This window comes from Paenibacillus sp. OSY-SE (genome assembly GCF_000283315.1).
GTDB lineage: Bacteria > Bacillota > Bacilli > Paenibacillales > Paenibacillaceae > Paenibacillus_B > Paenibacillus_B profundus.
Genome location: NZ_ALKF01000193.1, coordinates 99,117 through 112,863 on the forward strand (window position 1 = coordinate 99,117; position 13,747 = coordinate 112,863).

The following is a 13,747-nucleotide window of genomic DNA, read 5'->3' on the forward strand; positions in this document are numbered from 1 at the left end:
AGCATAAAGTTGAATGAAAACCATTTCATGGATTCACATGACCGGTTCAGGCTGCTTCCCTTCCGAATTTGAGCCGTAGCCGCCGCCAGACTTATCATTGCTCCCAGAGGTCGGTCCCTGATCGCCGCCTTGATTACTGCCTTGTTTTTGCGATTTGGCATCATCGGGCTCACGCAATCGTTCATCATTGAATTCTGTAGCAACCGTATATCCAATGAACAGCCCCCATAAAAGCATGGTGCAGGCTTCCGTCCAAATCGTATTCCACGTTGTCTGCCGTACGGGAGGCATGAGCCCTATCCACGGACCAATAGCGACAAATAGCAGAAACCACCATGCCAGCCCATACAACATGCCTGCCCATGGACCTGGAATCTTCCGCATGAACAATGTATACAAAATGGCTGCCGCTATAGAGAAGAAGATAAAGAAAACCAGACCTGCAGCCTGCCCCTTTATCGTAGTCAAGTACTCATGCTTGTAAAAAGGTTCAACCAGAAAGCCAGGTACAACGATTGTAAATTGAAACAAATAAGATAGCCAATGCAAGCCCCCCCATATCAACCCTGCAAAAAATCCGAGCTGAAGCGCAAATTTTAATGGGTTCGTCCGCTTCTGCTGTCTTACCTGTCTAGCTTGCTGCTGATTCATCCGTTGAAGCCCACCTCTCATGTGCGATCTTTCGTTTGCATGTAGTATGCTCCACTGTAGAATTATAGATTACAATCATGAGTACAATCATGGTGTGGAAAACGGCAAAGAAATTCGTTACAATAAAATTATTACAATTTGGATTTATCGGGAATGCACAATTAAGGATGGTGAAACGATTGTCTCAAGAAACAAAAGCAAATTACGGAGGACAGGCCGTTATTGAAGGCGTAATGTTCGCCGGCAGACATGTAAATGTGACGGCCGTTCGACGTAAAAATAACGAGATTACTTTTTACGAAGTTCCGCGGCAAGATAAGCCCTGGATGAATAAGCTGAAGAAGATTCCGTTCATCCGCGGCATTGTGGGCATCTTTGACGCCAGTGCCAAAGGGTATCAACATTTGAATTACGCTGCAGAGAAGTATGCGGAAGATGAGGAAGGCCCGGAAGCGAATCCGCAAGACAAGCAAGAGTCCAAGTGGAATCTGGCAATGATTGTCGGTGTGGCGGTAGTCGGCGTATTGTCGCTCGTATTCAGCAAGATCATCTTCACTGCCGTTCCTGCCATAATTGAAGAATTGCTGCTCGGCAAGGCATTCGACAACCGTGTCGTGCACACATTGATTGAAGGTCTTATCAAAATCGCCTTTCTGCTCGGCTACCTATGGCTGATTGCCAAGACACCGATCATTAAGCGATTGTTCCAGTACCACGGAGCAGAGCATAAGGTTATTACTGCCTATGAAGCAGGCGTTGACCTGACAGTGAAGAACGTTCAGAAGTTCAATACATTGCATTACCGCTGCGGCAGCAGCTTTATTATCTTATCCGTCATTATTGGTGTCGTGATTTACTCATTCATCCCATATGATAACTTATGGGAGCGCGTGTATCCGCGCCTGCTGCTTATTCCGGTCGTCATTGGCATATCATACGAATTTTTGCGGCTGACCAATGCGCTGCGAGACGTCCCTGTCTTGCGTTGGCTCGGATATCCTGGTCTGTGGCTGCAGCTCTTGACGACAAAGCAGCCTGAGGATGACCAGGTTGAAGTATCCATTGCTTCCTTTAACCGTATGCGTGAATTGGATAAAGAACTGGTAAGCAATAAAGAAGCTTCCTAAACCCAAGCGAAAGGGATGAAGACGATGGCTCCACGTTGGTTATTATATGTACTCGTCCTATTCGTCGGAATCGGTATATTTAGTAGCTTTAGGCAGGATCCGCTATACGTCCTCATCCCTATTGTGCTTATTGCAGTGATTTGGCTGCTCTACCGATTCGGACCGAAGCGCAACACCCCGAGAATGAAGAAGTCTGCTCAGACAGAAGCGAAGCTAAAAGGAACACAGTCAAAAAAGCGCGTGCGCAGCCGTTCACAGGCATCGCTGCGTGTCATTGACGGACAAAAGTCAAAAGAAACGAAGAAGCAATCGAAATAAACAAAAGACAGCGCAGCAGACGGGAAATTCCGATGCTGCGCTGTCTTTTTGTTGCGTGTCTATACTTTGATAACCTTCGTGCAGAACGCTTGATACATTTGTTCGTAATTGCCGTAATCCCACTCGTCAAAAAATTTCGTCCCCGCACTCAGGCCGGATTCGTACAACGCCATGCTTTCTTTTAGCGTCAAATCGAATTCCGTCGTTCCGATGCCAAGCGTCGGGATTTTAATGGTGCGAAACCGATTCTGTTTATCGATATAACGCTGATCATGAGCCGACATCATCGTTTCGAACATCGCCTGCAGCATCGTAATAAGCCCTGTAATCCGGTTGGGCTGATTTTCTTTCTTCCCCACCATTTGGAACCCGATCGTCGGCATGATGCGCCTCGTCTTCGGATCGCGCTCATCGTCGAACAGCCACAACGGAAAGTTGCTTAGCATCCCGCCGTCGACAATATAGGCGAACTGCTTATTGAACGGCTTGCTGCGTCCGCGCGGAGTATGATGGGCATAGCGAATGATGACAGGATCAAAAAAGTACGGAATGCTTGTGCTCATTCGAACCGCCTGGCTGATAAGCATTTGATTTGGCTCAATGCCATACTGTTTGATATCGTCAGGCAAGACCAGCAGACGGCCATTCGAAATATCCGAAGCGATTATACGAAGCTGATTGTTCTTCAAATCGCCGAAGGTGCGGATGTTTTTTTTCAATAGACAAGCATGAATCCACTGCTCCAGCCGTTCACCAGAATATAGCCCCTTCTTGAACAGCAATCTGGCTGCAGGTCCAATCCACTTCACTTGAAAAATGGGTGCACGCTGTAAAAACGATGAGAAGGGCATATCCAAAATGAGCCGCTGCAATTCTTCAGCCGAATAACCGGCTGCGATCAACGCAGCGACGACGGATCCAGAGGAGGTCCCTGCGACGTGCCTGAATCGGATACCGTTCAACTCCGCCGCACGAACTGCGCCTGCTAACGAAATGCCCTTAACGCCTCCGCCCTCAAATACGGCATTAATGTACATCGCCCATGACCCCTTCCCGCCTGCCTACTGTTATGTATGCACGGCGGGAGGAGGATATGTCCATTTCCCGTTACAACTTTAATAAAAAATTATGATTACCATTGAAATGCGTTTAAATAAGGTCACGTTTCAAGCTAGACGCGATAAAATTATTATTGTTTATAATATTGCTGTAAACGATCCGATACCTGCTTCGTGTTCTTCATTAAATCTGTAGCGCTAAAGAAAATGCTGCCTGCGATATTATTGTATTGCTTGTTGTAATCAAGCTGTTTTACGAGCACATCCGCACTGCTCCAGTCCTTCTCCTTCGCATCTGTCAATTTATAAGCGGCATGTCCGATATATAAATCAACGCCGGTACCCGCCGTTTCTTTGACCCACCAATCTACAAGCGTATCGTATGAAGCGGCCGTATGTCCGATATGCCAATATACTTGCGGAGCGATATAGTCGATCCAACCATTCTTAATCCACGTTCTCGTATCTGCATATAAATTGTCATAGCTGCTTACCCCTGCTTTCGTTGCTGAGCCTGTCGGATCAGCACTGGAGTTCCGCCAGACGCCGAATGGGCTGATACCGAATTTTACTTGCGGTTTCGACGCTTTAATGTCCTCGCTCAGCGTCTGCACGAATTGATTGACATTGCTTCGCCGCCAATCCGCTTTGTTATTGAATACTTTGTTGTATTTGCGGTATGTATCCTCATCCTTGAACGGTTCCTTATCTTCACCGTACGGATAGAAGTAATCGTCCAGATGAACGCCGTCGATGTCATACTGTGTCACGACCTCCATAATCGTATTCGCAATGAAGCTTCTTGCTTCCGGTACGCCTGGATTATACAGCAGCTTGCCGCTATGTTTGACGACCCATTCCGGATGCTGCTTCGCCGGATGATCATCAACAAGTTTATCAAGATTGCCTTGAACGCTAATGCGATACGGATTAAACCAAGCGTGAAACTCCATCCCTCGTTTATGAGTCTCTTCTACCATGAAGGCGAGCGGATCATAACCCGGGTCTTGTCCCTGTTTGCCTGTCAGCCATTCCGACCATGGCAGAAGCTTCGATGGGTAAAAGGCGTCCGATGTCGGGCGAACCTGAACAAATACGGCATTCATTCCCATCTGCTTCAGCTTGTCCAGCATATCGACATATTGCTGCTTCTGCTGCTCGGCGTTAAAGCCGGACTTGCGCGGATCTTGCGGCCAATCGATATTGTAAACCGTCGATATCCATGTTCCTTTCAAGCCGTCCATATGGATTTCTTCGCCGACATCCTCGCTGCTGCTCCCAGTCACTAGCGTAACCGTTCGTGTGTTCTTGTCCCAATTAACCGACACGCCGACATTTTCACTAATGAACCGAAGAGGAACCATCGTGCGGCCCGCATTCATCGTGGCGCCGACATCCAATTCCTTATTTTCACCGTTTACATCCGCCAAGCTGCTGCCCAACGTTAACTTGATTACGGTGCCGTCCTTGCGGAACTCTACCTGCCTATTAGTTGGGTCCCAGTCGACTCCCGCTCCAATCGCTTCCCCGACGGCCCGAAAAGGCAGCATTGTCACATTTTTGCCCGGAACGATATAGGGCGCTGCATCCGTCTCCAGACGGCGCTGATTGACGAAGATGCTTACATCGTCGGCTGCCGCTGCCGCAAGCACAGGCAGCGACGTGCTCAGCATCATCGCTGCGCATGTGCCCATCAGTATTCGTTTGACATTGTTCATGATCCGTAACCCTCTCCCTTACATGTGATGAGTAAAAACTGCTCTCCTTGTATTAGACGCAAAAAATAAAACATCTGTTTCGCTTGAAACAGATGTTTTACGATTCAACTTCCAATTCACTGCGCACGCTGTTCAACGCTGCCACTCGTTCCGGATCACGTTGGAAGTATTCAACCAGCGCTTCAATGCAAGTAATCGAATCCCAGCTTAAGTGATGCTCGATTCCTTCCACATCTGTATAAATATGCTCGTCCTGCACTCCAATCAACTCTAAAAAATGCTCGAGCAGCTGGTGTCTGTCAACCAAGCGCTTACCGATCTTCTTTCCTTTGCTCGTAAGAACAAGGCCCCGATATTTTTCATATATGAGATATTGATCTTTATCGAGTTTCTGAATCATCTTGGTTACGGATGACGGATGTACCTCCAGTCCTTCCGCGATGTCTGATACGCGAGCGTAGCCCTTTTCGTCGATCAGTTTATAGATGCGCTCCAAATAATCCTCCATGCTTGGTGTAGGCATCAAGATTCCCTCATTTCATTCCACATTAAAAAAACTCCAGCCGGAGCAGAATAGTGCACCTCTAAGTTTACATTGTTTCTCGAACAAGTTCAACCTTCCCCGTAAATACGACATTTACCAGTCGATTACTCCACTTCGAATACACAAACTATATTGGACTGCACACACATTGCTAATACAAAAGGAAGGGAGGATATGCGTATGCCAACCCAGAAGGTTGTTCCGGCCTCCGCCACCACAAGCCGCTCCCCTCGCGCCACGTTGAAATTCGTGCCAGAGCTCGTCTATTTTGAACCAGATGCGTTAGATTATCCGAAAGGCAAGCAAATTATGGATTGGGTCACAGCGCAAGGGATTGAGTATCAAATGACCACCTCTCATAACCGAATTACTAATTTGCCCGGAGAAACCGATGTAGAGAAATATCGAATCGCCAAACGCACGCTTGTTGTCGGTGTGCGCAAAACATTACATTTCGATCAATCTAAACCATCGGCGGAATATGCAATTCCTATCGGAACAGGCTGCATCGGGCATTGCCATTATTGTTACTTGCAAACAACGCTAGGCGCCAAGCCATATATACGGGTATATGTCAATACAGATGACGTGTGGAATGCGGCAAAGCGTTATATCGAAGAAAGAAAGCCTGAGGTTACACGGTTCGAAGCGTCGTGTACATCCGACCCGTTAAGTCTCGAACACATTACAGGCAGCTTGTCTGATCTGATCGAAAGAATGGGACAGGAGGAATTCGGACGCCTTCGCTTCGTCACCAAGTATCATCATGTTGAACCCCTGCTTCACCTGAATCATAATCGCCGCACAGACGTCCGCTTCAGTGTGAATGCCGATTATGTCATACACCAATTCGAACCTGGAACCTCACGCTTCGAGGAGCGTATCGAAGCTGCAGGCAAAATCGCTCGTGCCGGTTACCCGTTAGGCTTTATCATCGCACCAATTTATTGGTATGAAGGCTGGGAGGACGGATATACAACTTTGATTAAGCGACTAGCGCAATCATTGCCGGAGGAAGCGAAATGGGACTTGACGTTTGAGCTCATCCAGCACCGCTTCACGAAAACAGCCAAATCTGTCATAGAGAAGCGTTATCCGAAGAGCAAGCTTGAAATGAAAGAAGAGGAACGCAAGTACAAATGGGGCCGTTGGGGACAAGGGAAATATGTTTATCCGGATGAGAAGGCCGGCGTGTTAAAGTCATTCATTTCGGAACAAATTTACGAGCATTTCCCGACTTCCCGCATCCTTTACTTCACGTGATGAAAAAAAACCGTGTGCTCTTAGTAGGAATAAGAGCACACGGTCTATCGGTTAATGAATGTCTATGTAAGATTTCGCAACCAATCAGGCGTAATTTGCTGCAGCCAAATATTGAGCTGGTTCAAATGATCCGTAAAGAGTAGCACTCCCATTATGATCATGATGCCACCGCCTACTTTCATCATGATACCGGAATATTTCGTAAGCCAGCGGGTCGAACCAATAAAGAACGATAAAATAAAAAACGGCAAACCGAATCCGATGCAGTAAGCTGTGGTCATTAAGATGCCCATGCTGGGCTCTGAGGCGGTCAGAGAAAAAATGGCCCCCAAAATCGGCCCTACACAAGGCGACCAGCCTGCTGAGAAGCCCATTCCGAATAAGAACGAACCGAAATAGCCCCCTTTTTTGCTGACATCGAGCTTCCAATCCTTCATGAGCATCTGCGGACGGAATATACCGAGTAAGATGAGCCCCATCACCAAAATCAATATCGCTGAAATTTGCCGCACCACATCCCTGTATTGGGACAAAAAGGATCCCAAGAAGGTGGCACTCAGTCCTAACGTGTAGAACACAACGCTAATTCCGAGAATGAAGAACAGCGTATGTGTCATCGTCTTCCATCTGACTGCCCGCGTGTTCTGCTCATTCTTCAACTCATTGACCGACATTCCGGTAATAATCGAAATGTACGAAGGATACAACGGCAAGCAGCAGGGAGAAATAAATGATACCACTCCCGCCCAAAATGCAATCCACACCGTAATATCCGCCATTGAAACCGCCTCCTCCCGCTCAAGCTTGCATAGAGCAGTATTTCGTCATGCAAGCACCGTTATACTTTTACCCCGCGGCGTATTACTAAGGTCAATATTAACACGGCAATGAGCAGAAGGACAATCGTTGCCCCTGGTGCCAAATTCCAAATACCTGCTGTCAGCAGTCCAGCAACGACGGCGAACTCTGCCACCAACACAGACGTAATGACCGCTTGCTTGAAGCCTCTGGCGACTAACAGGCTCGTGGCGACCGGGATCGTCAATAATGCGGATACGAGCAGAGCCCCCACAATCTTAATCGCTGCGCTGATGACGAGTGCGGTCAGCACGGTTACGGCTAAATTGAGCCAGCGTACCGGCAAGCCATTGACGGCTGCTGCATCTTCGTCAAACGTCAGCATGAACATCTCTTTGAAGAAGATAAGCATAAATATAATGACAATGGCCGTAACGACTCCAACGACCGTCAAGTCCGTGCTGTTCAGTGTATAAATGCTTCCGAACAAATAATTGGTCACATTTGCATTAAAGCTCATACCGAGCGTAAAAAATAACGAAGCCAGCGCTACCCCGCCTGACATAATAACCGCGATGGACAATTCGGCATAGGTTTTGTACGCTTTGCGAAGCTTCTCAATCGCTACCGCACCGAGAAGCGCAAATACGATCCCCATAGCTAGAGGATACACACCGAGCAAAAAGCCGAGCGCTACGCCGGCTATCGTTACGTGCGCAAGCGTGTCGCCGATCATCGATAAACGGCGCAGCACAAGGAACATTCCCATTAACGGCCCGGTCACTCCAATAAGCAAACCACCGATAAGCGCCCGTTGAAAAAATTCAGAACTGATAATATCCAACAATCGTAACGACCCCTTTAAATACGTGTTCAAAAAGACCACTTTTCAGCACCGAAAAGGTTGCAAGAACCCTGCTTCGTGATAAAAGGAGGGCTTTTTGAACTACCCCTTAAATTCAATCCAAGTGCAACACGGCGTTACTCTTAACTGAGCACGCCGTGTGTTAAATCTGGTTCCACACACTCCACATTGTGCGAATGCTTGACATAGAAATTAAGCTTGCCGCACGTTCCCTTCGGATCACTGCCCAACCACGAATTGACCAGATCCAGATCGTGCGACACCATAATGAACGTCATATGATGATGCTCGTGAAGATGCTGTAATAAATTGAAAAATTCCTTTTGCGTTTGTGCATCTATTCCAACCGTCGGTTCGTCAAGAATGAGCAACTCCGGCTTATTCACCATCGCTCTGGCGAGAAACACACGCTGTTGCTGTCCGCCTGACAACTGCCCGATGCGCTTGTGTGCCAGGTCCTCGATCCGCATCGCACGCAGTGCGTCTTTTGACTGATTGATGTCTTCTTTGGTCAGTCGCCGGAACAAGCGGCTCCGGTTATACATCCCGGACTGCACCACTTCCATAACGGTAGCCGGAAAGAGTGGATTGAACGAGTTTTTCTGCGGGACATAGCCAATCCGCTCCCATTCTTTGAACCGTTGAATCGGTGTGCCGAATAGCTTAACCTCGCCCGATGAGGGACGCAGCAACCCAACCAATAATCGAAGCAACGTGGTCTTGCCCGCACCGTTCGTTCCGATGACACCGACAAAATCCCGCTCATATACCGTAAAATTCACATCTTGAAATACTTGCTGTCCTTCATATCCAAATCCTACGTGCTCTAATGAAATCACCTGCTCATGACAGGTGTCAATCGTATTCATCCTCGATTCATCTCGCTTCCTCGTTCAAGCTGTATAAGAGACCGCGTTGAACGTCCATTCTTATTGTAACGCGAGAAGGAGATTTTGCAAATTGCGTTCCATCAACGTCAAATAGTTGTCGCCCGCATCCGCCTGTTCTTTCGTCAGCCCTTCGAGCGGACTCAGCACCAGGATATCGGCTTTCGCTTCGCTTGCTAACGTTTTTGCCAATTGATCCGACACCAACTCTTCGAAAAACACGTATTTAAGCCCTTTCTCTTGGACCAGCTTCGATAACCGCAGCAAATCTTGCGCTCTTGGTTCCGCATCCGGCGTAATCCCCATAATTGCATGCTGAATCAATCCATAATCACGGCTTAAATATCCAAATGCGTGATGGGATACGACGATATCACGATGCTTCACATTTTTCAACGACTCTTCGTATTTGGCATCGATAGCTTCAAGCTTCGATTTCAGCTTTTCATAATTACTCTCATACTCAGCTTGGTGCGCCGCATCTTCCTGCACGAGCGCAACTTTCACATTTTTCGCCATTACGAGCGCCGATTTCGGACTCACCCAAGTGTGCGGGTCAGTGCTGCCATGGTCGTGGTCATGCTCATGACCCTCTGCATCGCCATCCTCATGCCCTTCCTCATGGGCATGATCAACGGATTCTTCATGAGCGCCGTCCGCTTCAATGAGAGCAACGCCCTTGCTTACCTCGATCGTCTTAATTGTCGACGTGGAATCCAATCCTTTCACGAAATCGTCTAGCCAGCCTTCAAATCCGGCTCCGTTCACCATGAGCAGCTGGGACTTTGACGCATTTTGCAAATCGCGGCTTTTTGGCGTCCAATCATGCGGCTCGACACCAGCAGGAATTAAATTAATGGCATTCACATGTTCGCCGCCTATTTCATTAACCATATAATAGATCGGATAAAAGCTCGTAACGACATTGACTTTGCCCTCGACGATGCCCTGCTGAGCGCCGTTCCCGCAGCCGGCCAGCACGAGCATGAAGCTGCACACCAGCACTGCCAGTTTACGAATGTGGGTAGGAGTACGTAGATTCATTGCTTAACTTCCTTTCCATTCCTCTAATTTCCTCTCCTATGCTCATATGTATGAGTGAGCAAGGTGTTCTATCTTCTTCGTAATTATTACTATTAAGATTATAGGCGTGGTTAATTCTATTGTCAATCCCCTTTTTCAATTCATCCCCCTTCTGACTTTGACAACTATCTAGCCACGATTATAAGATGATTACGTGTCTCTTAATCTAGCAGACAAGCAATTTATTAATATTGCGTGTTCAAAAGAGGGCTTTTTGAACTGCATCTAATTAGGGAGTGAATATTTTTGGAATGGTTGGATTGGCTTAAATATGCAGTGCTCGGTTTGGTGCAAGGGTTCACGGAACCGATTCCGGTATCATCGAGCGGACATTTGGTAATTGCCGAAAAGTTGTTTGGGTTACATATGGAAGGACTCAGCTTTGAAGTGCTCGTCAACTTTGCATCCTTGTTAGCTATTTTGCTCATTTATCGCAAAGATATTGTCAGACTGGCTATAAATACGTTCCGCTTCATTTTTAAACGCGATCCGGATGCAAAATCGGACTTTATGTTTGTCGTCTATTTAATTCTTGCTACGATTCCTGCAGGTGTCATCGGCGTTGTATTTAAAGATACGATTGCCGATGTATTCAAAGGATTAAAGATTATTGGCGCTACCCTGCTCATCACCGCTCTCGCATTATGGCTCATTCGCAATTTGCGCGGGCGCAAAGGGGACAAAGACTTGTCCTTCGGGGAAACGTTCATCGTCGGTTTGGCGCAATCCGTTGCGCTCATTCCCGGGATCAGCCGTTCCGGGGCCACGATAGTGGCTGCCATGGCATTAGGATGGAAGCAGGAAACGGCACTGCGCTTTTCTTTCTTCCTTTATATCCCGGTCAGTGTGGGAAGTATGATACTTGAAGGGAAAGACATGATAAAGGACCCTATGATGGGTCAATTGATCGGTCCTTATTTGCTCGCTTTTATTTGTTCCTTCGTCGCTTCCTACTTTGCATTGAAGTGGTTCATGGGCTTAATGGCGCGCGGCAATCTGAAATGGTTCTCCGTATACTGCGTCTTCGCCGGATTGTTCGTGCTATTCTTCTTGAACTAGCATTACTAATCGCATTGCAGTCAAAAGAGGCTGTCCCGACAGGTCTGAAGCACCTGAGGAACAGCCTCTTTTTTATTTGCCGCCATTGGATTTCGTCCAGTAGAAAAGGAGCATGTACATCTTTACGATAGGTTACATTGGAATTCATCCAGTCAATGGACACGTACAACGCGGCAATCATCGAAGAGCAGCCGAATCCGCAGGATAAAATGCAGTACACATGACTTTTAGCCGTCTAGTTCGTTCATTTCACTGTATATTTTCCAATTGGGTCCTGGCTAAAACCGAAAAAAATGGCAGAGCAGAAATCACTCTCTGCCCCACCATCTTCGTCACAACTATAATTCTACTTCACGATCGCGCCGTTTGGCATGGCGTCCGGAACCATGGCGAGCGTCAATTGGCCATCCTTGGATGCCGCCAAAATCATGCCTTGAGACAGTACGCCGCGCAGCTTCACCGGTTTCAGGTTCACCACGCAAATCACTTTGCGGCCTACGAGCTCCTCCGGCTTATAATACTGCGCAATGCCAGATACGACCTGGCGTTGCTCGTAGCCGAGATCAAGCTCTAAGCGAAGCAGCTTATCGGCCTTAGGAACGGGCTCACAATGCGTAACTTGGGCGACGCGCAGCTCCACCTTCGCGAAGTCGTCGATCGCAATCTCTGCCTTCGCATCCTCCGGCGTGCCTGCTTCCGGCTTCGCATCAGTCGTTGCTTTCTCCACCGCAGCTGCTTGCGTGCCTGAAGGCGCTTCTCCCTCTTTCTTGCCTCCGCTCATCGCTTCGGCAATGGCAGCCACTTCCGTCTCTACGTCAAGGCGCGGGAAGATAGGCTCCCCTTTGACGACCTTCGTCCCGTCAGCGATTACGCCGAATGTGCGCGCCGCATCCCATAGCGTGCTCTCGCCGGCTTGCAGCCCAAGCTGCGCCCATACCTTGGCAGGAGCTTGCGTCAAGAACGGCTGTAGAAGAATCGACGCGATGCGCAAGCTTTCTGCCAAATGCGTCATAACTGACGCCAGATCGCCAGCCTTCGCTTCATCCTTTGCCAGCACCCATGGCTGCGTCTCATCGATATATTTGTTCGTCCGGCTAATAAATTGCCAGATCGCCGTAAGCGCGACGGAAAATTCCATATTTTCCATAGCTGCTTCCACTTTATCCACCGTTTGCGCCGCAACATTGGCCAATTCTCCATCAAATGCTGTCACTTGTCCTTGATAGGCAGGAATGTGACCATCGAAATACTTGTCGATCATGGCAACAGTACGGTTCAGCAGGTTGCCGAGGTCATTGGCCAAGTCGAAGTTAACGCGCTCCACGAACCCTTCCGGCGTAAACGTTCCGTCCGAGCCGAACGGAACCTCGCGCAGCAAGTAATAGCGCAGCGCGTCCAGCCCGTAACGGTCAATCAGCATGACCGGATCGACGACGTTGCCTTTGGACTTGGACATTTTGCCGTCTTTCATCAGCAGCCAGCCGTGACCAAATACCTTCTTCGGCAGCGGAAGTCCAAGCGCCATCAGCATAATCGGCCAATAAATCGTATGGAAGCGGATAATCTCCTTGCCGACCAGATGCACGTCCGCAGGCCAATACTTCTCATACAGCTCTGGGTTGTCTGTGCCATATCCGAGCGCGGTAATGTAGTTCGACAAAGCATCGATCCACACATAGACGACATGCTTCGGATCATCCTTTACTTTGACACCCCAGTCGAACGAAGTGCGGGATACCGCCAAATCTTCCAGCCCCGGCTTAATGAAATTGTTAATCATTTCATTTTTGCGGGATTCCGGTTGAATGAAATCAGGATGAGCTTCGTAATACGCTAACAGTTGATCCGCATATTTGCTCATCCGGAAGAAGTAGCTTTCTTCCTTTACCAGTTCCACCGGCCGTCCACAGTCCGGGCAGTTGCCGTTCTCAAGCTGGCGCTCGGTAAAGAACGCTTCACAAGGCGTACAATACCATCCTTCGTACGTGCCTTTGTAAATGTCGCCTTGCTTCAGCAGCTGGTCAAAAATGTCCTGCACAACCTTTTTATGCCGCTCTTCCGTCGTACGTATAAAATCGTCATACGAAATATCGAGCTTTCCCCACAACTCTTTAATTCCGCTTACGATATCATCGACGAATTGCTGCGGCGTCTTGCCGGTCTCCCCTGCTTTGCGCTCGATCTTCTGTCCATGCTCATCCGTTCCCGTCAAATACCGAACTTCAAAGCCACGGAGCCGCTTATAGCGCGCCATTGCGTCACCTGCTACAGTCGTGTACGCATGACCGATATGGAGCTTGTCGCTCGGGTAATAAATCGGTGTCGTAATGTAAAACGTCTTGTCTGCCTTTGTCATCATAACAGCCTCCTAGCAAA

The 13,747-nt window shown here is 48.2% G+C and carries 13 protein-coding genes; 4 read left to right on the forward strand and 9 right to left on the reverse strand.

Annotated elements, in window-relative coordinates:
- Window positions 1–33: 33 nt before the first annotated feature.
- Complete coding sequence (locus A372_RS0121345) at window positions 34–651, reverse strand: YqhR family membrane protein (RefSeq protein WP_019422938.1); 618 nt, start codon at window positions 649–651, stop codon at window positions 34–36.
- A 179-nt stretch (window positions 652–830) separates the two neighbouring features.
- Between A372_RS0121345 and A372_RS0121350 the strand changes: the two genes are divergently transcribed.
- On the forward strand, window positions 831–1,778 hold the full coding sequence (locus A372_RS0121350) for a DUF1385 domain-containing protein (RefSeq protein ID WP_026011198.1): 948 nt from the start codon (window positions 831–833) through the stop codon (window positions 1,776–1,778).
- 24 nt (window positions 1,779–1,802) lie between these two features.
- Window positions 1,803–2,096: a hypothetical protein gene (locus A372_RS0121355; protein ID WP_019422940.1), complete on the forward strand. Its 294-nt coding sequence runs from the start codon at window positions 1,803–1,805 to the stop codon at window positions 2,094–2,096.
- A gap of 59 nt (window positions 2,097–2,155) precedes the next feature.
- Here A372_RS0121355 and A372_RS0121360 read toward each other — a convergent pair whose 3' ends face one another.
- The 3 genes from A372_RS0121360 to mntR all read right to left on the reverse strand — a co-directional run bounded on the left by A372_RS0121360 (window position 2,156) and on the right by mntR (window position 5,395).
- The gene (locus A372_RS0121360) at window positions 2,156–3,133 is read right to left on the reverse strand and encodes a patatin-like phospholipase family protein (RefSeq protein WP_019422941.1); all 978 of its coding nucleotides are present in this window, start codon (window positions 3,131–3,133) and stop codon (window positions 2,156–2,158) included.
- A 152-nt stretch (window positions 3,134–3,285) separates the two neighbouring features.
- Complete coding sequence (locus A372_RS0121365; RefSeq protein WP_019422942.1) at window positions 3,286–4,872, reverse strand: family 10 glycosylhydrolase; 1,587 nt, start codon at window positions 4,870–4,872, stop codon at window positions 3,286–3,288.
- 97 nt (window positions 4,873–4,969) lie between these two features.
- Complete coding sequence (gene mntR, locus A372_RS0121370; protein ID WP_019422943.1) at window positions 4,970–5,395, reverse strand: transcriptional regulator MntR; 426 nt, start codon at window positions 5,393–5,395, stop codon at window positions 4,970–4,972.
- A gap of 201 nt (window positions 5,396–5,596) precedes the next feature.
- Here mntR and splB point away from each other — a divergent pair, with 201 nt between their 5' ends.
- Window positions 5,597–6,679, forward strand: coding sequence for a spore photoproduct lyase (gene splB / locus A372_RS0121375; protein WP_019422944.1), 1,083 nt, complete (start codon window positions 5,597–5,599; stop codon window positions 6,677–6,679).
- Between the two features lie 62 nt (window positions 6,680–6,741).
- On the opposite strand, the gene A372_RS0121380 is transcribed toward splB, so the two are convergent.
- The 4 genes from A372_RS0121380 to A372_RS0121395 all read right to left on the reverse strand — a co-directional run bounded on the left by A372_RS0121380 (window position 6,742) and on the right by A372_RS0121395 (window position 10,273).
- Window positions 6,742–7,458 (reverse strand): cytochrome c biogenesis CcdA family protein, encoded by a 717-nt coding sequence (locus tag A372_RS0121380; protein ID WP_019422945.1) that lies wholly within the window; start codon window positions 7,456–7,458, stop codon window positions 6,742–6,744.
- A gap of 59 nt (window positions 7,459–7,517) precedes the next feature.
- Window positions 7,518–8,321 (reverse strand): metal ABC transporter permease, encoded by an 804-nt coding sequence (locus tag A372_RS0121385; RefSeq protein ID WP_026011199.1) that lies wholly within the window; start codon window positions 8,319–8,321, stop codon window positions 7,518–7,520.
- A gap of 143 nt (window positions 8,322–8,464) precedes the next feature.
- Window positions 8,465–9,211 (reverse strand): metal ABC transporter ATP-binding protein, encoded by a 747-nt coding sequence (locus tag A372_RS0121390; RefSeq protein WP_019422947.1) that lies wholly within the window; start codon window positions 9,209–9,211, stop codon window positions 8,465–8,467.
- A 60-nt stretch (window positions 9,212–9,271) separates the two neighbouring features.
- Window positions 9,272–10,273 carry a metal ABC transporter substrate-binding protein gene (locus A372_RS0121395; RefSeq protein WP_019422948.1) on the reverse strand — a complete coding sequence of 334 codons (1,002 nt, stop codon included), beginning with the start codon at window positions 10,271–10,273 and terminating at the stop codon, window positions 9,272–9,274.
- A gap of 285 nt (window positions 10,274–10,558) precedes the next feature.
- On the opposite strand from A372_RS0121395, the gene A372_RS0121400 reads away from it, so the two are divergent.
- Window positions 10,559–11,371 (forward strand): undecaprenyl-diphosphate phosphatase, encoded by an 813-nt coding sequence (locus A372_RS0121400; protein ID WP_019422949.1) that lies wholly within the window; start codon window positions 10,559–10,561, stop codon window positions 11,369–11,371.
- Between the two features lie 346 nt (window positions 11,372–11,717).
- Here A372_RS0121400 and metG read toward each other — a convergent pair whose 3' ends face one another.
- Entirely contained in the window at window positions 11,718–13,727 is a 2,010-nt protein-coding gene (metG, locus tag A372_RS0121405; protein ID WP_019422950.1) for a methionine--tRNA ligase, read from the reverse strand.
- Between the last annotated feature and the right edge of the window lie 20 nt (window positions 13,728–13,747).

What these genes read in the sequence shown, in the direction of transcription:
- mntR (WP_019422943.1), bottom strand. Translation starts at nt 5,395, where the DNA reads ATGCCTACACCAAGCATGGAGGATTATTTGGAGCGCATCTATAAACTG.
- A372_RS0121395 (WP_019422948.1), bottom strand. Translation starts at nt 10,273, where the DNA reads ATGAATCTACGTACTCCTACCCACATTCGTAAACTGGCAGTGCTGGTG.
- A372_RS0121355 (WP_019422940.1), top strand. Translation starts at nt 1,803, where the DNA reads ATGGCTCCACGTTGGTTATTATATGTACTCGTCCTATTCGTCGGAATC.
- splB (WP_019422944.1), top strand. Translation starts at nt 5,597, where the DNA reads ATGCCAACCCAGAAGGTTGTTCCGGCCTCCGCCACCACAAGCCGCTCC.
- A372_RS0121365 (WP_019422942.1), bottom strand. Translation starts at nt 4,872, where the DNA reads ATGAACAATGTCAAACGAATACTGATGGGCACATGCGCAGCGATGATG.
- A372_RS0121380 (WP_019422945.1), bottom strand. Translation starts at nt 7,458, where the DNA reads ATGGCGGATATTACGGTGTGGATTGCATTTTGGGCGGGAGTGGTATCA.
- metG (WP_019422950.1), bottom strand. Translation starts at nt 13,727, where the DNA reads ATGACAAAGGCAGACAAGACGTTTTACATTACGACACCGATTTATTAC.
- A372_RS0121390 (WP_019422947.1), bottom strand. Translation starts at nt 9,211, where the DNA reads ATGAATACGATTGACACCTGTCATGAGCAGGTGATTTCATTAGAGCAC.
- A372_RS0121345 (WP_019422938.1), bottom strand. Translation starts at nt 651, where the DNA reads ATGAATCAGCAGCAAGCTAGACAGGTAAGACAGCAGAAGCGGACGAAC.
- A372_RS0121360 (WP_019422941.1), bottom strand. Translation starts at nt 3,133, where the DNA reads ATGTACATTAATGCCGTATTTGAGGGCGGAGGCGTTAAGGGCATTTCG.